The 18,824-nt window shown below is 73.8% G+C and carries 15 protein-coding genes, 2 pseudogenes and 1 riboswitch; of the genes and pseudogenes, 13 read left to right on the top strand and 4 right to left on the bottom strand.

The features are described from left to right. The first annotated feature begins 73 nt into the window (after positions 1–73). Positions 74–186, top strand: a riboswitch (SAM riboswitch). 33 nt (positions 187–219) lie between these two features. The 10 genes and pseudogenes from O1G22_RS06480 to O1G22_RS06435 all read left to right on the top strand — a co-directional run bounded on the left by O1G22_RS06480 (position 220) and on the right by O1G22_RS06435 (position 8,786). Further along, entirely contained in the window at positions 220–369 is a 150-nt protein-coding gene (locus tag O1G22_RS06480; RefSeq protein ID WP_225095100.1) for a hypothetical protein, read from the top strand. Positions 370–542: 173 nt separating this feature from the next. Continuing rightward, on the top strand, positions 543–1,523 hold the full coding sequence (locus tag O1G22_RS06475) for an amino acid ABC transporter permease (protein ID WP_270080422.1): 981 nt from the start codon (positions 543–545) through the stop codon (positions 1,521–1,523). Continuing rightward, complete coding sequence (locus tag O1G22_RS06470) at positions 1,520–2,317, top strand: amino acid ABC transporter ATP-binding protein (protein ID WP_270080421.1); 798 nt, start codon at positions 1,520–1,522, stop codon at positions 2,315–2,317. Before O1G22_RS06475 ends, O1G22_RS06470 begins: the two co-directional genes overlap by 4 nt. 44 nt (positions 2,318–2,361) lie before the next feature. Further along, on the top strand, positions 2,362–3,381 hold the full coding sequence (locus O1G22_RS06465; RefSeq protein ID WP_270080420.1) for an ABC transporter substrate-binding protein: 1,020 nt from the start codon (positions 2,362–2,364) through the stop codon (positions 3,379–3,381). 50 nt (positions 3,382–3,431) lie between these two features. Next, positions 3,432–4,218 (top strand): annotated as a pseudogene (locus tag O1G22_RS06460) (GNAT family N-acetyltransferase). Positions 4,219–4,509: 291 nt separating this feature from the next. Beyond that, positions 4,510–5,712, top strand: coding sequence for an LLM class flavin-dependent oxidoreductase (locus tag O1G22_RS06455; RefSeq protein WP_225095095.1), 1,203 nt, complete (start codon positions 4,510–4,512; stop codon positions 5,710–5,712). Between the two features lie 26 nt (positions 5,713–5,738). Beyond that, entirely contained in the window at positions 5,739–7,121 is a 1,383-nt protein-coding gene (locus O1G22_RS06450) for an NtaA/DmoA family FMN-dependent monooxygenase (protein ID WP_270080419.1), read from the top strand. Next, positions 7,118–8,191: an LLM class flavin-dependent oxidoreductase gene (locus tag O1G22_RS06445; RefSeq protein WP_270080418.1), complete on the top strand. Its 1,074-nt coding sequence runs from the start codon at positions 7,118–7,120 to the stop codon at positions 8,189–8,191. Before O1G22_RS06450 ends, O1G22_RS06445 begins: the two co-directional genes overlap by 4 nt. 5 nt (positions 8,192–8,196) lie before the next feature. Continuing rightward, positions 8,197–8,637: pseudogene (locus O1G22_RS06440) on the top strand (LLM class flavin-dependent oxidoreductase); the annotation flags it as partial. Positions 8,638–8,648: 11 nt separating this feature from the next. Beyond that, complete coding sequence (locus O1G22_RS06435) at positions 8,649–8,786, top strand: hypothetical protein (RefSeq protein ID WP_270080417.1); 138 nt, start codon at positions 8,649–8,651, stop codon at positions 8,784–8,786. A 16-nt stretch (positions 8,787–8,802) separates the two neighbouring features. Here the strand turns inward: O1G22_RS06435 and O1G22_RS06430 are convergent, their stop codons facing one another. From O1G22_RS06430 to absR1, 3 genes are all read right to left on the bottom strand, one after another. Further along, a complete protein-coding gene (locus O1G22_RS06430; RefSeq protein ID WP_270080416.1) occupies positions 8,803–9,177 on the bottom strand; it encodes a hypothetical protein in 375 nt (124 codons plus the stop codon). An 81-nt stretch (positions 9,178–9,258) separates the two neighbouring features. Next, positions 9,259–10,776, bottom strand: a complete 1,518-nt coding sequence (locus tag O1G22_RS06425) for an MFS transporter (protein WP_270080415.1) — start codon at positions 10,774–10,776, stop codon at positions 9,259–9,261. Positions 10,777–10,996: 220 nt separating this feature from the next. Then, positions 10,997–12,082: a beta-glucuronidase AbsR1 gene (gene absR1 / locus O1G22_RS06420; RefSeq protein ID WP_270080414.1), complete on the bottom strand. Its 1,086-nt coding sequence runs from the start codon at positions 12,080–12,082 to the stop codon at positions 10,997–10,999. 94 nt (positions 12,083–12,176) lie between these two features. Here absR1 and O1G22_RS06415 point away from each other — a divergent pair, with 94 nt between their 5' ends. After that, the gene (locus O1G22_RS06415; RefSeq protein WP_270080413.1) at positions 12,177–13,904 is read left to right on the top strand and encodes a LuxR family transcriptional regulator AbsR2; all 1,728 of its coding nucleotides are present in this window, start codon (positions 12,177–12,179) and stop codon (positions 13,902–13,904) included. A gap of 3 nt (positions 13,905–13,907) precedes the next feature. Here O1G22_RS06415 and O1G22_RS06410 read toward each other — a convergent pair whose 3' ends face one another. Then, positions 13,908–16,511: a CHAT domain-containing protein gene (locus O1G22_RS06410; RefSeq protein ID WP_270080412.1), complete on the bottom strand. Its 2,604-nt coding sequence runs from the start codon at positions 16,509–16,511 to the stop codon at positions 13,908–13,910. A gap of 86 nt (positions 16,512–16,597) precedes the next feature. On the opposite strand from O1G22_RS06410, the gene O1G22_RS06405 reads away from it, so the two are divergent. Together O1G22_RS06405 and O1G22_RS06400 are read left to right on the top strand one after the other, a co-directional pair. Beyond that, positions 16,598–18,037: a S8 family peptidase gene (locus O1G22_RS06405; protein ID WP_270080411.1), complete on the top strand. Its 1,440-nt coding sequence runs from the start codon at positions 16,598–16,600 to the stop codon at positions 18,035–18,037. Beyond that, positions 18,034–18,672, top strand: coding sequence for an RNA polymerase sigma factor (locus O1G22_RS06400; RefSeq protein ID WP_270080410.1), 639 nt, complete (start codon positions 18,034–18,036; stop codon positions 18,670–18,672). The genes O1G22_RS06405 and O1G22_RS06400 overlap by 4 nt, the downstream gene beginning before the upstream one ends. The last annotated feature ends 152 nt before the right edge of the window (positions 18,673–18,824 follow it).

Here is an 18,824-nt window from a genome sequence, read left to right as displayed (position 1 = left end):
GCCGATGAACGTCCATCAGGCGGACAGTCGTTGACATCTGAACGGACGACCGCCTTAACTTACGGCAAAGAACGGTCATGAGCGTCAGCACCAAGCCCTGGCTTGCTGACCGGCAACCCTCGCAGCGCGGTGGGGTGCCCCAGGTGACGACCGGACCGGAACGAAGCATTTCGGTAAGCGCGAGGGCCCCGCGGGGCCGGAACAGTGACAGGTGACACCATGGACGCAAGCCCCCGGACGGCCCTGAGCCGCCCCCAGGGCCGCGTCCCGTCGTCCGCCGGGCTCCTCGTCGCCGACCGCGCCGTCGATCTGCTCCGGGTCAACAGCGCACTGTGTACCGCACCGGGCACCGCCCGCTGTCACGGCTGACCTCCTTCCCCAGCCCCGCGTTCCCGACGCACACCGTCCCCGTGGTGTGCCGTCATCCGTCCAGCCTCCGGTCCCCGTGCGCTGCCGCGGGCCGCCTCGTGCCGTAGTGCCGTCGCGGCCGGCGCGGCTCGTCCGCCGCCGACCGGGGTGCCGACCCAAGCCGGAGCCCCGCCATGAGTGAACCCCCAGGCGCCGCCGTCTCCCTGGCCGAGGCGCCAGCAGCCGACGCACCGTCACCCCACCTCAGAGCCCAGCGCGTTCAGCCGCTGCGCCGACCCGGCCGGTGGATCGCCACCGCCGTCGTCCTGGTCCTCGTCGCCCAGATCGCGCACGGACTGGCCACGAACCCCTTCTACCAGTGGGACCGCTTCCGCTACTGGTTCCTGCGGCCCACCATCCTCGACGGGCTCGGCGTGACCCTCGAAGTCGCCGCTCTGAGCGCCGTGCTGGGCCTCGCCGGCGGCATCGTGCTGGCCCTGGGCCGGCTCTCCGGGAGTCCGGTGCTGCGCGCGGTCAGCTGGACGTACACCTGGCTGTTCCGCTCCGTGCCGCTGATCGTGGTCCTGATCTTCCTGTACAACTTCTCGGCCCTGTACAAGACGCTGAGCCTCGGCGTGCCGTTCGGCCCGGCGTTCGTCACCTTCGACGAGTCGAGGCTCGCCACCGACCTCGCGATCGCCGTCATCGGCCTCAGCCTCAACGAGGCGGCCTACGCGGCCGAGGTGGTCCGCGGAGGCCTCCTCTCCGTCGACCAGGGACAGCACGAGGCGGCGGCCGCGCTCGGCCTGCCCAAGGGCTACCAGTTCCGCAGGATCGTCCTCCCGCAGGCCCTGCGGTCCATCGTCCCGAACTACGTCAACCAGCTGATCGGCCTCGTCAAGAGCACGTCCCTGGTGTTCTACGTGTCCCTGCTCGACCTGTTCGGCTCGGTGCAGACGATGGGCAGCACCTACCCCGGCGACGTCGTGCCGCTCCTGCTCGTCGCCACCGTCTGGTACCTGATCCTGACCAGCGCCGTGTCCGTCGTCCAGTTCTACGTCGAGCGGTACTTCGCCCGGGGCGCCACCCGCACCCTCCCGCCGACGCCGCTGCAGAAGGCCCGGACGGCCCTCACCGAGTTCCGGGCCCGGCTGCGCAGGGAGGCCGCCGTATGAGCACCACCGCACCGACCCTCCCGAAGACCGCCCCCGTCTCCCTGGAACTGCACGACGTCCACAAGTGGTACGGCGCCCACCGCGTCCTCGACGGCATCGACCTGACCATCCGCCCCGGCGAGGTCACGGTGATCATCGGGCCGTCCGGCTCCGGCAAGTCGACGCTCCTGCGGGTCGTCAACCACCTGGAGAAACCCGAGATCGGGTACGTCAGCGTCGGCGGCGAGCCGATCGGCGTCCGGCGCGGCAGCGGGGGCCGGCTGAAGGAGCTGAGCGAGCGCGCCATCCTCGCCCAGCGCGGCAGGATCGGCTTCGTCTTCCAGAACTTCAACCTCTTCCCGCATCTGACCGTCCTCGACAACGTCGCGGCCGCGCCGGTCGCCACCGGCCGGCTGACCAAGCCGGAGGCCCGGGAGCTGGCCCGTGAACTGCTCGGCCGGGTCGGCCTCGGCGACAAGGCCGGCGCCTACCCGCGGCAGCTGTCCGGCGGCCAGCAGCAGCGCGTCGCCATCGCCCGCGCCCTCGCGCTGCGGCCCGGCGTCATCCTCTTCGACGAGCCGACCTCGGCCCTCGACCCCGAACTCGTCGGCGAGGTACTCGCCGTCATCAAGGATCTCGCCGGCAGCGGCACCACCCTCGTCATCGTCACCCACGAGATCGGCTTCGCCCGCGAGGTCGCCGACCGGATCGTCTTCCTCGACGGCGGCCGCATCGTCGAACAGGGCCCGCCGAGCGAGGTGCTGGACAAGCCCCGGCACGCACGCACCCGCGACTTCCTCGCCAAGGTCCTCTGACGCCACCACCCGACCCACCGCCCCACCGAATGACAAGGACAGCCATGCCCAGCCACCTTTCCCGACGCGCCCTGATCAGAGGCATCACCGCGGCGACCGCCGTCGCCACCCTCGCCACCGGGCTCGCCGCCTGCGGGGGCGACAGCGAGGCCGCGACCACGACCGACGCGGCGGGCACGGTCACCGTGGGCCGGGTGTCCAACGGCGCCGCGAAGGAGACCGTGCTGAAGGTCTCCGAGGTGAAGTCGATCAGCGCCGAACTGCCCGCCGCCGTCCGCAAGAGCGGCAAGCTCGTCATCGGCGTCGGCGCCCTGCCCGCCGGGTCCGCGCCGCTCGACTACGTGGGCAGCGACCAGAAGACCCTCACCGGCTCCGAGCCCGACCTCGGCCGCCTGGTCGCCGCCGTGCTCGGCCTGAAGCCCGAGGTCAGGACCTTCACCTGGGAGAACCTCTTCGTCGGCGTCGACAGCGGCAAGATCGACGTGGCCTTCTCCAACGTCACCGACACCGAGGAGCGCAAGAAGAAGTACGAGTTCGCCACCTACCGCAAGGACAACCTCGCCTTCGAGACGCAAGCGAAGAGCACCTGGAACTTCGCCGGCAACTACGAGAACCTCGCCGGCAAGACGGTGGGCGTGGGCTCCGGCACCAACCAGGAGAAGATCCTGCTGGAGTGGCAGGCCAAGCTGGCCAAGGAGGGCAAGAAGCTCACCGTCAAGTACTACCCGGACCAGAACGCCTACAGCCTGGCGCTGAACAGCGGCAAGATCGACGCCTACTTCGGCCCCAACCCCGGCGTCGCCTACCGGGTCCAGAAGACCGCGAACACCCCCCAGGCGACCCGCAACGCGGGCACCTTCTCCGGCGCCGGCGCCTCCCTCCAGGGCCTGATCGCGGCCACCGCCAAGAAGGACAGCGGCCTCGCCAAGCCGCTCGCCGACGCCATCAACCACCTGATCCAGAACGGGCAGTACGCCAAGTGGCTCGCCGCCTACAACCTCTCCAACGAGGCCGTCGCCACGTCCGAGATCAACCCGCCGGGGCTGCCGCTCAGCAATTCCTGACCAGCCGTCATGCCCCTGGCCGAGTCGATACGAGAGAGGACTCCGCCCTCGTGCCCCCGTACACCCCGCTCCTCGACAACGCCGTCTGGGCCGCCCTCGACGGCCCGCACGCCCACCTCGCCGAGCGAAGCGAGATGGGGGTCCCCCCGGCCGAAGGCTGGGGGAGTGTCGGCCGCGCCGCCCGCTACCAGGACGGCATCTCCGCCTTCGCCGCGCTCGCCGACCCGGCGGACCCGGCCGCCTGGGACGACCTGCGCACGCTCGTCGGCCCGGGAGCCGCCGTACGGATCAAGCCCGTCGACCGGGTACCCGACGGCTGGCGGGCCGAAGGCGAGGGCGAGGGCGTGCAGTTGGTGGACACCCGCTGCGCGCCGAGCCCGCGCCGGAGGCGGTGCGGCTCGGGCCCGCCGACGTCCCCGAGATCCTCGACCTCGTCGCCCGCACCCGGCCCGGTCCGTTCCTCAAGCGCACCGTCGAGATGGGCACCTACCTCGGCATCCGGCACGAGGGGCGGCTGGTCGCGATGGCGGGCGAGCGCAGCGAGATGGGGGTCCCCCCCCGGCCGAAGGCTGGGGGAGGCTGCGGCTGCCCGGCTGGACCGAGATCAGCGCCGTGTGCACCGACCCCGGGTACCGCGGCCTGGGGCTGGCCACCCGGCTGGTCCGGGCGGTCGCGTGGGGGATCCGGGAGCGTGGGGACACGCCGTTCCTGCACGCCGCCGCGGACAACGCCCCGGCGATCCGGCTCTACGAGTCGATCGGGTTCACCCTGCGCCGCCGCTCGCGGATCGTGCGGGTCCGCAGCGCGGGAACAACCGAAGCGGGCGGCGCGTTGTGAGTGTTGACGAGATGTGCCGGGCGGGCGAGACGACCCGCTCCGGCCGACGGACCGAACGGACGGAGGCGACGGACGTGACCCGCGTGCTCCCGCCGTGCCTGCCGCACCCATACCGCTCCGTCCGTCTGCACTCCCGGCCGCACATAGACCTCCAGCGCGTGTCCGCCGCGCTCTGTCGCCACTGACCTTCTTCCCGGCCGCAAGGCCGCGTCTTCGCCGAGCGGACGCCCGTCCCCGCGAGCCGGTGTCCGCCGTGCCCACCCTCGTACGGATCCCAAGGAAGGCACCGTCGTGTCCTCAACTCCCCCTTCCCGTCTGCACCTCGCCGTCGCCCTGGACGGCACCGGCTGGCACCCCGCCTCCTGGCGTGAGCCGGTCGCCCGCCCCCGCGAGCTGTTCACCGCCGGCTACTGGGCCGACCTGGTCGCCGAGGCCGAGCGCGGTCTGCTCGACTTCGTGACCGTCGAGGACGGCCTCGGTCCGCAGTCCTCGCACCTCTTCGACCCCGACGAGCGCACCGACCAGGTCCGCGGCCGGCTCGACGCGGTGCTCATCGCCTCCCGGGTCGCGCCGCTCACCCGGCACATAGGCCTGGTCCCGACCGTGGTGGCCACGCACACCGAGCCGTTCCACATCTCCAAGGCGATCGCCACCCTCGACTATGTGAGCACCGGCCGTGCGGGCCTGCGCGTGCAGATCAGCGGCCGGCCGAACGAGGCCGCCCACTTCGGCCGCCGTACCATCGGCCGGATCGAGGCCTATGACAGCCCGGCCGCGCAGGAGGTCGTCACCGAGCTGTTCGACGAGGCCGCCGACTACGTCGAGGTGGTGCGCCGGCTCTGGGACAGCTGGGAGGACGACGCCGAGATACGGGACGCGGCGACCGGCCGCTTCATCGACCGGGACAAGCTGCACTACATCGGGTTCGAAGGCCGCTTCTTCAACGTCAAGGGCCCGTCCATCACGCCCCGGCCGCCGCAGGGCCAGCCGCTGGTCACCGCCCTCGCCCACCAGACGGTGCCGTACCGGCTCGTGGCAAGGCAGGCCGACGTCGGCTACGTCACCCCGCACGACGCGGCGCAGGCCCGCGCGATCGTCACCGAGATCCGCGCCGAGCAGGAGGCGGCGGGCCGGGCCGGTCAGACCCTGCACGTCTTCGGCGACCTCGTCGTCCTCCTCGACGACAGCCGGGCCGAGGCGGAGGCCCGCCGCGACCGCCTGGACACGCTCGCCGGTGAGCCGTACACCAGCGACGCCCGGATCTTCACCGGTACGGCTGCCCAACTGGCCGATCTGCTGGAGGAGCTGGCGTCGGCCGGGCTGACCGGGTTCCGGCTGCGGCCCGCCGTCGCCGGCCACGACCTGCCCCGCATCAGCCGCGACCTGGTACCCGAACTCCAGCGCCGGGGCCGCTTCCGGGACGCCTACGAGGCCGGCACGCTGCGCGGCCTGCTGGGCCTCGCCCGCCCCGCCAACCGCTACGCAGCCGCCTGAACAGCCGGAGAGGACGACCGCACCCCATGAGCAAGCCCCTGAAGCAGATCCACCTGGCCGCCCACTTCCCCGGCGTCAACAACACCACCGTGTGGAGCGACCCGGCCGCCGGCAGCCACATCGAGTTCAGCTCCTTCGCCCACTTCGCGCGCACCGCCGAACGCGCCAAGTTCGACTTCCTGTTCCTCGCCGAAGGCCTGCGGCTGCGCGAACAGGGCGGGAAGATCTACGACTTGGACGTCGTCGGGCGTCCGGACACCTTCACCGTGCTGGCCGCGCTCGCCGCCGTCACCGACCGGCTCGGGCTGACCGGCACCATCAACTCCACGTTCAACGAGCCCTACGAGGTGGCCCGCCAGTTCGCGAGCCTCGACCATCTCTCCGGCGGCCGCGCCGCCTGGAACGTGGTCACCTCCTGGGACGCCTTCACCGGCGAGAACTTCCGCCGCGGCGGCTTCCTGCCCCAGGACGAGCGCTACTCCCGGGCCAAGGAGTTCCTCGCCACCGCGCACGAGCTGTTCGACTCCTGGCACGGCGACGAGATCCTCGCCGACCAGGCCACCGGCACCTTCCTCCGCGACGCCAAGGCCGGGGCCTTCACACACCAGGGGCAGCACTTCGACATCCACGGCCGCTTCAACGTGCCCCGCTCCCCGCAGGGCCGCCCGGTGATCTTCCAGGCCGGCGACTCCGACGAGGGCCGCGAGTTCGCCGCGTCCGGCGCGGACGCCATCTTCAGCCGCTACTCCACCCTGAAGGAGGGCCAGGCCTTCTACACCGACGTCAAGTCCCGCCTCGCCCGGTACGGCCGCCGCCCCGACCAGCTGCTCATCCTGCCCGCGGCGACGTACATCCTCGGCGACACCGACCAGGAGGCCGCCGAACTCGCCCGCGAGGTGCGCCGGCAGCAGGTCAGCGGCGCGACCGCCATCAAGCACCTGGAGTTCGTCTGGAACCGCGACCTGTCGGCCTACGACCCGGAGGGGCCGCTGCCGGACATCGACCCGCTCGTTGCCGAGGAGCACATCTCCAAGGGCCGCGCCCAGGTGCGGATGTACCGGGACCCGGTCGCCATCGCCCGTGAGTGGCGGCAGCTCGCCGAGGCCAACAAGTGGTCCATCCGCGAGCTGGTCATCAACACCGGCACCCGGCAGACCTTCGTCGGCTCCGCGGCCACCGTCGCGCGGACGATCAACGACTTCGTGCAGGCGGACGCCTCCGACGGCTTCATCCTCGTCCCGCACATCACCCCCGGCGGCCTCGACGGCTTCGCCGACCGGGTCGTCCCCCTGCTCCAGGAGCAGGGCGTCTTCCGCACCGACTACGAGGGCACCACCCTCCGCGACCACCTGGGCCTCGCCCACCCGGACGCCCGCCCCGCCGGCTCGTCCGAGCGGGCCGCATCGTGAAGTTCCTCGCGATCACGCTCATCGTGCACCGGCCCGACCCGGTCACCGGTGTCCAGAAGCCCACGCACGACCGCTTCCGCGAGGTCCTGGACAACGCGGTGCTGGCCGAGGAGCTCGGCTTCGACGGGTTCGGTGTGGGGGAGCGGCACGAGCGGCCGTTCATCTCCTCCGCGCCGACGGTGGTCCTGAGCCACATCGCCGCACTGACCCGGCGCATCCGGCTCTTCACCGCCGTGACGACACTCAGCCTGCTGGACCCGGTCCGGGCCTACGAGGACTACGCGACGCTGGACCACCTCGCCGACGGCCGCCTGGACCTGATCATCGGCAAGGGCAACGGCGCGGCCCAGCGGGAACTGTTCCAGGTCACACCCGAGGACCAGTGGGACCGCAACGCCGAGAGCTACGAGGTGTTCCGGCGGCTGTGGCGGCAGGACAAGGTCACCGCCGACACCCGCTTCCGCCCGCCGCTGAAGGATGCCGAGGCGTGGCCGCGGCCGTACCAGCAGCCGGTCCGGGTCTGGCACGGCAGCGCCACCAGCAAGGAGTCGGTGGACCTGGCCGCCCGCTACGGCGACCCGCTGTTCTCGGCGAACGTCACCCACCCCATCGAGCCCTACGCCGAGCTGATCCGGTACTACCGGGAGCGCTGGGAGCACCACGGCCACGACCCGGCGGACATCGCCGTCGGCGCGGGCTCGGCGGGCCTGTACGTGGCCCCCACGTCCCAGCAGGCGCTGGAGGTCTACCGGCCCGTTTCCGAGAGCAATCTGGCGTTCCAGAAGCGGACGGGCCTGCCGGTGGTCTTCGAGACGCTGGAGGATTTCGTCGAACGCAGCTCGGCCCTGATCGGCAGTCCGCAGCAGGTCATCGACAAGGTGCACCGCTATCACGAACGGTTCGGGCACACCGTGCAGCACGTCCAGGCCGACGCGAGCGGGCTGACCGGCAGCCGGCACCGGGCCTCCCTGGAGCTGTTCCAGTCGGAGGTCGCCCCCGTCCTGCGCAAGGACATACCGGACCCGCCGTTCCCCTGGGCACCGGTCCTGCCCGAACCCGCTCAGGAGTGATGCCCATGTCCTCCGGCACACCGCTCGGCGTCCTCGACCTGGTGCCCATCGCATCCGGTTCGAGCGCGTCCGAGGCGCTGCGCAACTCGATCGATCTCGCCCGCCGCGCCGAGGAGTTCGGCTACACCCGCTACTGGTTCGCCGAGCACCATCTCAACCCGGGCGTGGCGGGCACGTCGCCCGCGGTCCTGCTGGCCCTGACCGCCGGCGCGACCTCCACGATCCGGCTCGGCTCCGGCGCCGTCCAGCTCGGCCACCGCACCGCGCTGTCCACGGTCGAGGAGTTCGGCCTGGTCGACGCCCTGTATCCGGGCCGGCTCGACCTGGGCCTCGGCCGCTCCGGAGGCGGTCCGCCGTCGTCGCGGGCGACCGCGCCCCCCACAGTCCTCCCGGTGGTCGACGGCCGCGCGCCGAACGGCCTGCTCGTCCCGCCCCGCTTCTCCTTCCCCGGGCCCGGGTGGCGGACCGGCTCGAACAGCTCCGCGAGGCCACCGGCGCCGACGAACTCCTCATCACCATCACGCACGACCACGCGGACCGGGTCCGCTCCTACGAGCTGCTCGCGCAGGAGTGGCGGCGCAGACAGCGGGGCTGACGCGGGCGTCCCCGGCTCACTCCCGCCAGTCGAGCTGGTGAGCCGGGGTGCCCACGGACCTGCCGTAGGCGATCGCCGCGGCGCGGCCGGCCTCGTCGCCCTGCCGGTAGCGGAACACCTTCCCGGCGAAGACGACGACCCGTTCGTCGCCGGCGGTGAAGTCGGCATACCAGCCGAGCGCGGGCTCCAGCACGTCGGCGAGCGCCTGCGCGAGGCCGGCGACATCGTCCCCGTCGGTCTCCCACTCGACGAGGGTCCAGTGCGGCGGCTGTCCGTCGGCCGCGCTCTCGGACATGTCGATCCGCCCGACCTTGCGCAGCCGCAGCCCGGCCGGCGGGACGAACTCGGAGCCGGGACGCAGCGCTTCGCCGATGACATAACCGGTGATCACGGTGATCCTCTCCTCACTGTGCACGGTGGTGGTGCCATGGCTCGTAGGTGACCGCCGAGGACGATGAGCATGCAGTCATCCTCACCCAGAGCGTGGCCCGGGCCCGGGAGCAGTGGGCGGATGTTCGTACGCGTGCAATCGTGGCGCCTGATCGGCAGGGCTCACGCCCGTCCCGTCGGCGACCGCTCCACCGCTCCTGCGGCCGCGGCGGTGGCCCGGGCCGAGGAGAGACAGGGGCAGGGCCGCCGTGAGCAGGCCCGCGCAGATCAGGATGGCCTGGGTGTACGCGGTGCGGGGTGAGCCGGTCGTACCGGTCGCGTTCCGCAGGTAGACCCCGGAGACGGCGCTCAGGCACACCGCGGCCGCCACGCGCTGCGCCATCTGCAGGATGCCGCCCGCCACCCCGGCCGCTTCGACGGGCGCGTGCTGCAGCACCCGGGCCTGGTTGGGCGAGACGGTCAGCCCGGACGCGGCGCCGGAGCCCAGCTGGGCCAGGGCCAGCGCGTACGGCAGCGCGGCGGCGGGAAGCACCGCCGTGGCCAGCGCGGCGGACAGGAACGCGAGGACGCCCAGCGCCAGACCGGCCGTCACCGTCCGCTCGCCCAGCCGCCGTACGACCCGCCAGGCCACCGCGGACGCCAGGCCCATCGCGACGGCCGACGGCAGGGTCACCGCCGCCGTGGCCGGCGCGGACAGACCGAGGCCCGACTGGAGGAACAGGGTGAGCACCAGACCCGCTGCCAGCGAGGAGCCGAACTGGGCCATCGCCACCGCGGTGCCCAGCGCGTACGGTGCCGACCGCACCAAGGACGGATGCACCAGCGGCGGGCGGCCCCCGCGCATCCGCCACCACTGCCCGAGCGCCAGCGCGCCCGCCGCCCCGGCCGCCGCCCCCGCCCACAGCAATGCCGTGCGGACGCTGCCGGGCGGACGGATGAACGGCAGCATCAGCGACAGCGTCAGCGCGGCCACGCATCCGATGCCCCACAGATCGACCCCGCCGGCCGCCGGCGCCCGCCGGGCCGGGGGCAGCCGGCGGGCCGCCAGCCACAGGGTGACCAGACCGCAGGGCGTGCTCAGCAGCAGACACACCCGCCAGCCGGTGTCCGGTCCGCACCACGCGACCAGGACGCCGCTCAGCGCCGGCCCGAGTGCGGCGGCGACCCCGCCCGTGACCGCGTACAGGCCGAGCGCGCGGGCCCGCTCCACCCCCTGGAAGACGTCCTGAAGGGTGCCGATCACCTGCGAGTTGACCAGCCCGGCCCCCGCCCCCTGCACCAGCCGCGCCGCCACCACGGTGGTCGCGGCGGTGGCCGTCGCCGCGACCAGGCCGCACAGTACGAACACCGAAAGGCCCAGCAGGAAAAGGGGCTTGCGGCCGCGCACATCCCCGAGCCGGCCGCCGGGCACCAGGGCCAGTCCGAAGGCGAGCGAGTACCCGGCCACGATCCACTGCACGTCGGTGGCGCCGACGGACAGCGAACGACGCAGGGCCGGGACGGCGATGTTGAGGACCGACTGGTCGAGCAGGGTGGTCACCCCGGCGGCCAGGCAGACCGTCAGCACCCGTCGGGCGGCACGATCCTCTCCCGGGAGCATGACGTCATGCTCACACCCACCGACGCCCCGGTCGGCGGAGCCGGCGATCCTTTCGCGCAACGGAAACACCGCATTCGCAGGCGGAGACGGGCCGTTCACGCACGGACACACGCTGTTCGCACCGCAGGGACACCGGTGTGGCCGCGGACGTCACCTCCCCCGTAGGTGACGTCCGCGGCCGCTCCCCCGGCGCCGGACTGTGGCTGTCGTCCCTGTGCTGTCACCAGCACATGACCGCTGTCTCCCCCGAACCCCAGGTCGAGTACAGCCGGACCCGGACCACATAGCGGCGGCCCTTGACGAGCCGGACGCGGACGGCGGCGTTGTCCGGCGTGCCGCCGTCGTCGTGGCCCGCGAGGAAGCGCGGCTCCCCGTCACGCTCCTCGAAGACCACGAGCACGGTGTCGGCGTCGCCGAAGGTGCCCACGGTGTAGTCGCGGGTCTCCGGCGGCTCGACGGTGAAATCGGCCTGCTCGCCCGGCCCGAGACCGAGCGGAGCCGAGCGGAACGGCACCAGCGCGGCCGGCCCCGCCGGGGCGGCCGGCGGATACCAGCGGAGCACGAACTCCTTGTCGGCCGGGGACGGAGCACCGGACGGACGCAGCCCCCCGCGGTACTGCTCCGGCTCCAGCACGAGCCCCGGCCCGAACGGAAACGTCATCACCGACTGCGGATCCCACACCGAGCCGCTCGCCTCGCCCGCGTCCAGCGAGCGCAGGACGTTCGTGTCCGTGGTCTCCCGGCTCCAGAAGTTCGGCGGGCCCGCCAGCTCGGCGTACACGGCCTCGTCGTCCCAGTGGAGCCCGGCGTACGGGCTCTGGTGCTCGTGCACCATGCCGAACGCGTGCCCGATCACATGCAGGACCGTGCCCCGCTCCCCGGGCCCGGTGACGTCCCAGCCCAGGTTCATGGTGCGTTCGCCCCGGCCGACCGACAGCGCCTCCCGGCCCACCGCCGACCAGGAGCCGCCGCTGGCCTGGAACCCGATCCGCAGCTCCGCCTCGTGGCGGTCGCCGACCTCGGTGAACGTGACACCGATGCCGAGCTCCTGCCACTCGCGCAGACAGTCGCGGACCGCCTCCCGCTGTGCTTCCCCGCCGGCCCACGGCACCCGGCGCAGCTCCCCGGTCCCGGGCACCGGGATCACGGAGGCGTCGGAACCGTGGCCGTAGAAGTAGTAGTGCAGAACCGTGCCGTTGACCCAGATCCGCCGCCCCGCGAGCAGCGCGCCCAGCCGCTCGGCCGTCAGCCCCGGTGCGAAGCACGGGGCCGGCTGCCGCGGCAGCGAGCAGAGGCGTCGGGTCATGCGCCCAGCGTGCCGTCCACCGGTGCCGGACACCTGAGTCGAGGGCTACTCAAGTCACCCTGTATCAAACCTGAGTACCCGCGCTCTTGATGGTGTGAGGACTTACGAACAGGACGCGACAACCGCGACGACACCGCAGCCGCCCTGGCCGTTCACCGGCCGGGAGGACGAACTGGAGCGGGTGCGCGGATCGTGGGCCGCCGGGCGGCACGGCATCGTGGTGACCGGACCGGCCGGCCACGGCAAGACCCGGCTGATCACGGAGGCGGTGCGGGGCACCGACCACGCCCGGGTCACCGGCACGCCCGAGGCCCGCGACCTGCCGTTCGCCGCCTTCGCGCACCTACTGCCCGACGCCGTCTCGGCCCAGCGCGCCGTGCGGATCCTGTCCGGGCTGCGGCTGCTCGTCGTGGACGACGCCCATCTGCTGGACGAGGCCTCCGCCGCCCTCGTCCACCAGCTCGCCGTGCACGGCCGCACCAGGCTTCTCGTGGCGGCGGTGGACGGCGCCCCCGCGCCCGGCGCGGTGTCCCGGCTGTGGACCGGGGAACTGCTGCCCCGGCTGGCGCTGGCGCCGCTGCCGTACGAGGACACCGCGCAGCTGCTCGCCGCGGCCGGCCTGGAGCCGCTCACCGTGCGCCGCCTGCACACGGTGTGCCAGGGTGATCTGCGGTTGCTGCGGGACCTGATGGCCGCGCTGACCGGTGCCGGCCGGCTGGCGTCCGTCGCGGGCACCGGCGAGCGGGCCTGGCGCGGCGCGCTGCCGGTCACCCCGGCCGTCCGTGAACGGCTCGCCCCGCTGCTGGAGCGCTCCGGTCCCGGCGAGCGCGACACGCTGGAGCGGCTGGCCTTCGCCGAGCCGCTGCCGCTGCCGCTGGACGACCTCGACCTCGGCGTCCTGGAGCGGCTGGAGACGGACGGCCTGATCCACGTCGACGACGACGGTGGCGCCGTCACCCTCGCCCACCCCCTGCACGGCCCGGCCCTGCGCGCCACCACCGGCCGCCTGCGTGCCCGCCGCCTGAACAGTGAGCCCCGCGACCTGGGACCGGCCCTGGAGGCCGAACGGCGGGCCCTCGCACGGCGGATCGAGCAACTGGACGTCCGGGCCGTGCCCACCCCGGTGGGGGAGTGGCTGGTGGCCGAGGGCGCTGCGGTCCCGGCCGGATACGCCGCCGTGCGCTCCCGGTTCGCGCGGCTGCGGGGCGAACTGAGGGACGCGGCGGTGTGGGCCCGGGAGGGGTTGCGGGAGGCACCGGGGGACGAGGGCTGCCGCGCCGAACTCTCGCTGATCGACGGTGAGTCGGCTGCGGGCGACGACGTGTACGCGCGGTACGAGTCGGTACGCCGGGGTGAGCCCGGGCCGGTCGTGGGGCGGCTGCCGCGGGACAGTGCGTTCGCGCGGCACGCCGAGGCGCTGACGCGGGGGGACGGGGCCGGACTGGACCGGGCCGCCGAGGCGCTGGAGGAGCGGGGGTTCCTGCTGTTCGCGGCGGAGGCGTGCGCACAGGCCGTGCGCGCACACCGGGATCCGCGCGCGGCCCGGCTGTCACGCACCCGGGCCGTCGCGCTCGCCCGCCGCTGCCAGGGGGCGCGGACGCCCGCGCTGGCCGGGCTGGTCCTCGGTGAACTGACCGTCCGGCAGCGGCAGATCGTCTCGCTGGCGGCGGCGGGGCTCAGCAACCGGGAGATCGCCGAGCGGCTGACGCTGTCGGTGCGGACGGTGGGCAATCACCTGTACAGCGCCTACACCCGCTTGGGGACGGGAGACAGGGGGGCGCTGCCGTGGCTGGTCGAGCTGCCGGAGTGTGCGCCGGCGTGACCCTCATGCCGCCCCGAACGCCGCGAAAGCCCACCCCGTCGCCTGGTGCACCGCGTCGCCCGGGAGGGCCGTGCGGGCGTCGCGGAGGGCCTCGGCCAGGGAGAGGCCCGTGTCGAGGCCCTTGTGCAGGGCCAGCATCAGCGGGACCACCGCCGCGTCGTTGACCGGGGCGCTGCTCGCCACCACCCCGGCGGTGCCCAGCGGGAGCAACGCGGTGACCAGGCCGAGGAGTTCGTCGGCGCCGACCGAGGCGAGGCGGGCGGTGTCGCAGCTGGAGAGGATGATCCGGTACGGGCTGCGGGCCAGGCGCTCGAAGTCGTGCACGATCAGCGGGCCGTCGGCCATCCTCAGGTTGCTGAACAGCGGGCTGTCCGCGCGGAACGTGCCGTGCGCGGCGAGATGGGCGAGGGCCGCGCCGTCGAGCTGCTCCAGGACCCGGGGGACGTGGGCGTCGTCGCCCTCCAGGACCGTCGCCGTACCGTACCGGCCGGCCACTTCGGGGACTTCGGCGCCGCCCGTGGCGAGGCCGGGGCCGCGGACGAGGACGTGTCGGCCGCCGGGCGGCGGCTCGGTCTCGCGGGCGCGCAGCCAGCTGCCCGCCGACGGCGACACGCTGAGCACCCGCTCGCGCAACGCGGGCAGCAGCGCCCACGGCACCCGGTGCAGGGCGCCCGGCGGCACGATCACCACGGGACCGGCGCCGAGATGCCGCGCCGCCCCACCCAGCAGCAGCTCCTGAAGGCGCCGGCCGCCCGCCTCCACCAGCGGCAGCCGGGCGTCGGCGCCGGGGTGGGCGAGCCGGCGCAGACCCGCCTGGACGTACTCGGCCTCGGCCAGCGCCTCCGCCACGCAGCCGCCGGCGAACCGCCGTACCCGGCCCTGCCCGCACAACAGGACATGCACCCGCCCGTCCACGACGGCGAGTTCGACCAGGCAGGCGTCGCCGAGCCGGTCCAGCAGCCGGGCCACCTCGAAACGGTCCGCGTCGTGCGGCGCGGCACCCCGGATGTGGTGGGTGCGGGAGCGGATCTCCCGCTCCAGGCGCCGCTGTTCGCGCTCCAGCGCGGGCACCGGGCGGCCCTCCATCCGGGCCTCCTCCGCGCGGGCCGCTATCTCCCGGTAGGCGGTCAGCCCGCTCAGCAGCGCCGGGTCGGCGGGCGGCCGGGTGGGGGGTGCGGACAGGACGGTCGCCCGCCAGCGCTCGCTCCACTCCAGCAGCCGCCGCGGACTGCCCTGGGCGAGGCTCACCTCCTGGGCCAGCGCGGCCAGTTCGGCGCCCTGCGCGGTGATATGGGCGCGCAGCTCCGAGGCGCCGAGTGTCATCCGGTGGTCGTCCAGCACGTCCAGACCGCGCCGGCAGGCCTCCAGCACCCCGCGCCGGGACCCCGCGGCACGGGCCCGCAGCGCCTGCGCCACCCAGCCCGTCACCCGGGCCTGCGGCGGGCCGCCGTACCGGCTGCGCGCGGCCACCGCCAGGTGCCGCTCCGCGTCCGCCGTCCAGCCCAGCGCGAGCGCGATCCGGCCCGCGAGCAGCGAGGCCTCCGGCGCGGCGGGCGAACCGAACGAGGCCAGCTTCTCGGCGACGGCCGCCGCGTCCGCGACCATCCGCCCCGAACGGCGCCCGGCCGTCACCCGGGCCTCGATCAGCACCAGCCGCGCATGCGTCTCCCACCACATCCGCCGCTGGGCCGCGAACAGCCGTACGGCGACGGCGGCGCGGGCGACGGCGGTGTGCGCGTCCCCGGCCGAGCGGGCGGCACACGCGGCGGCCAGCAGCAGCTCGGCCTTGCGGGTGGTCTGCCCGCCGATCCGGTCCAGCAGCGCGATCGTCGCGTCGGCCTCGGCCAGCGCCTCCGGGGCCAGCCCGGCCGCCATCAGCACCTCGCAGCGCCGGATGGACAGCATGTACGTCGGGGTGCCGAGCTTGGCGTAACGCTCCTCGGCCTCGTCCAGCAGCCGCAGCGCCGCCGGGATGTCCCCGGAGCGGAACGCGGCCAGGCCCCGGCTCTCCACCACGTCGGCCTTGTCGTGCTCCTGGCCGGTGGTCTCCCACAGCCGCTCGGCCGCCGTGAAGTCCGCGACCGCCCGGTCCACCGCGCCGAGCGCCAGATGCACGGTGGCCCGTAGGGTCAGCGCCCGCGCCGTCCAGATGTCGTCGCCGGCCTGCCGCAGCACCGGCAGCGCCCGCCGTACGTCCTCCAGCGCCTCGCGGTGATGCCCCAGCACCCACCACACGTACGCCCGCCGGTACAGCACCCGGGCCCGGGTGTGTCCGGTGCCCCGGGCGACACCCCGCTCGAAGGAGGTGAGCCCCTGCCGGGTGCGCCCCGCGTGCACCAGTGCGACCCCGAGGGTCGCGAGCACGTCGGCCTCCCGGTCGGCCGACTCGGCGCGGGCGGCCAGGTCCCGGGCCCGGCGCAGATGCCCGAGCGCCACCTTGAGATCGCCGAAGTCCCGCTGCCAGATGCCGAGTACCTGATGGGCGACGCTGGCGTGCAGCGGCGGCGGTGCGGCCCGCAGCACCTGTTCCGCGCGCGTTCGGGCCTCGCCCGGGTCGGCGAAGACCAAGGGCAGCAATTCGGAAACTGACTCGCTTCCCGCCGTCACGTCTCGCATGGTAGTGGCCAGCTGTATCAGACGGTGTCCTCGGGACTCTCACTGTCGAACACCGTCTTGTCGGGGGAGGAGACACCATGGCACCACAGCGTTTCCACGAGCAGTTCGATCACATCCAGCGGGCGATGCCCGGCACCGCTCTGGCGATGGGCCCGTACGACGACGGCGACGCGCACTTCCTGTACGAGAAAGGCGTCGTCCTCGCCCGGGACGGCGAGGAGGCCCGCCTCGTCGAGGACACCGTGCGCGCCCACTTCACCGAGACCGCGGGCCTCGTGCCCGACCATGTGCGCCGGGACGGCCCGCACACCAACCGCACGGGCGTCACCCGCATCCGCATCGGCGACCCGGCCGAGGGCGCCGACACCGTCCCGCACGCCCTGCGCGCCCTGCGCGAGGCCGAGGCCCGCCGGAGCCGCCGGCTGGTGAGCCGCAACCACGTGGTGCACATCGCAGGCGGAGTCAACGCCTGCCCCGGCGACGAGCCGGTGCCGGTCGCGCGCACCCAGCCGGCCAACCCGGCCGTCGCCGAGGGCCGTTACGACGCCGACACCGCCGCCCGCGTCCTCGTGATCGACACCGGCCTCGTGCACGACCACGACGCCTACCCGCCGCTCGCCCACACCGCGGGCGACATCGAGCCGGCCGAGACCGACGCCGACGGGGTGCTGCGCCAGTACGTCGGCCACGGCACGTTCATCGCCGGGATCCTCGCGGCCGTCGCGCCCAACACCGCGGTGACCGTCCGCAACACGCTGAGCGACGCGGGCGCGATCCTGGAGTCCGAGTTCGGCGCCCGGCTCTTCGCGGCGGTCGACGAGGGCGGCTGGCCCGACATCATCAGCCTCTCCGCCGGCACCACCACCGAGGGCGTCACGGACGGCCTCCTCGGCCTCGACGCGTTCATGCGCGAACTGCGCGAGCAGCGCACCCTGCTGGTGGCCGCCGCCGGCAACAACTCCAGCCACGCCCCGTTCTGGCCCGCCGCCTACGCCGGCCTGCCCGAGTACGCCGACAGCGTTTTGTCGGTCGGCGCACTGAGCGCGGACGGCGAGAGCGAGGCCTGCTTCAGCAACCACGGGCCCTGGGTACAGGTCTTCGCCCCCGGCGAGCGCCTCACCAGCGCCCTCGCCGGCTTCGACACACCCGTGCCGTACATCTACCAGCACTCCACCTACGACGGCTGCCGGTTCGACTACGACTACTCCTGCACCTGCCAGTTCCCGCGCCACACCGGCGTGCTGAGCGAGGGCCGGGAGAGCACCGGGGCCAAGCCGCACCAGGTGATGTTCGACGGGCTCGCCCAGTGGAGCGGCACCTCCTTCGCCACGCCGGTGGTCGCGGGCCTCGTCGCCGCGCACATGACGGCGTACGGCGAGCGCGACCCGCGCGCCGCCCGCGACGGGCTCCTCGCGGCGGCCACCGGCAGCGCGGAGGTGCGCGGGGCGCGTGTCCCGGTGCTCAGGCCGCCCACCTGGCGCCCGGTATCCGTCGCCGACCCGGCCGTGCCCGTATGAGGACCGGGACTCTCCGCTCCACGGCGTACGATGACGTGCCGTACACGAGGGGTGGAGCCGTGGACCGTACAGAGGTCGGGGCGTTGGTCCAGTCCGCCGTCGACGGGGACGCCGCGGCCTGGAAGGCGCTGGTGGAAGGGATGAGTCCGCTGGTGTGGTCGGTGGTGCGCGCCCACCGGCTCTCCGACGCCGACGCACACGAGGTCTACCAGACCGTCTGGTTCCGCTTCGCCCAGCATCTGGGGCGGATCCGCGAACCCGACAAGGCCGGCTCCTGGCTGGCCAGCACGGCGCGTCACGAATGCCTGAAAGTGCTCAGGAGCCTGGCCCGGCTGACCCTGACGGACGATCCGCAGGTGCTCGACCGGGCCAGCGACGACCGGACGCCCGAGGAGTCGCTGATCGACTCCGAGGAGGAGGCGGACCGTGCCGAGCGGGCCCGCCGCCTGTGGCAGGAGCTGGACGGGATGGGGGAGCGCTGCCGGCAGCTGCTGCGCGTGCTGGTCGCCTCCCCGCCGCCCAGCTATGTGGAGATCTCGGCCGCGCTCGGTATCGCGGTCGGCAGTATCGGGCCCCTGCGCCAGCGCTGTCTGCGCCGGCTGCGGGCCCGGATGGACGCACGGGGTGCGGCATGAGCGGCGACGACGGCAACGGGGTGCGCCCCGAGAGCGCGGACGAGGGCAGCGGCGTGCCCCACGGGGGCGGGAGCCCGGGCGGCGGCCTGTCCCCGGAGGGCATGGGAGGTGGCCTGCCCCTGAACGGCGCGGGGGGCGCCGGCGGCTCGCCC

The organism is Streptomyces camelliae (genome assembly GCF_027625935.1).
Taxonomy (GTDB): domain Bacteria; phylum Actinomycetota; class Actinomycetes; order Streptomycetales; family Streptomycetaceae; genus Streptomyces; species Streptomyces camelliae.
Note: the sequence above shows the minus strand (reverse complement) of the source record. Positions and strands in the feature narration are given on the sequence as shown.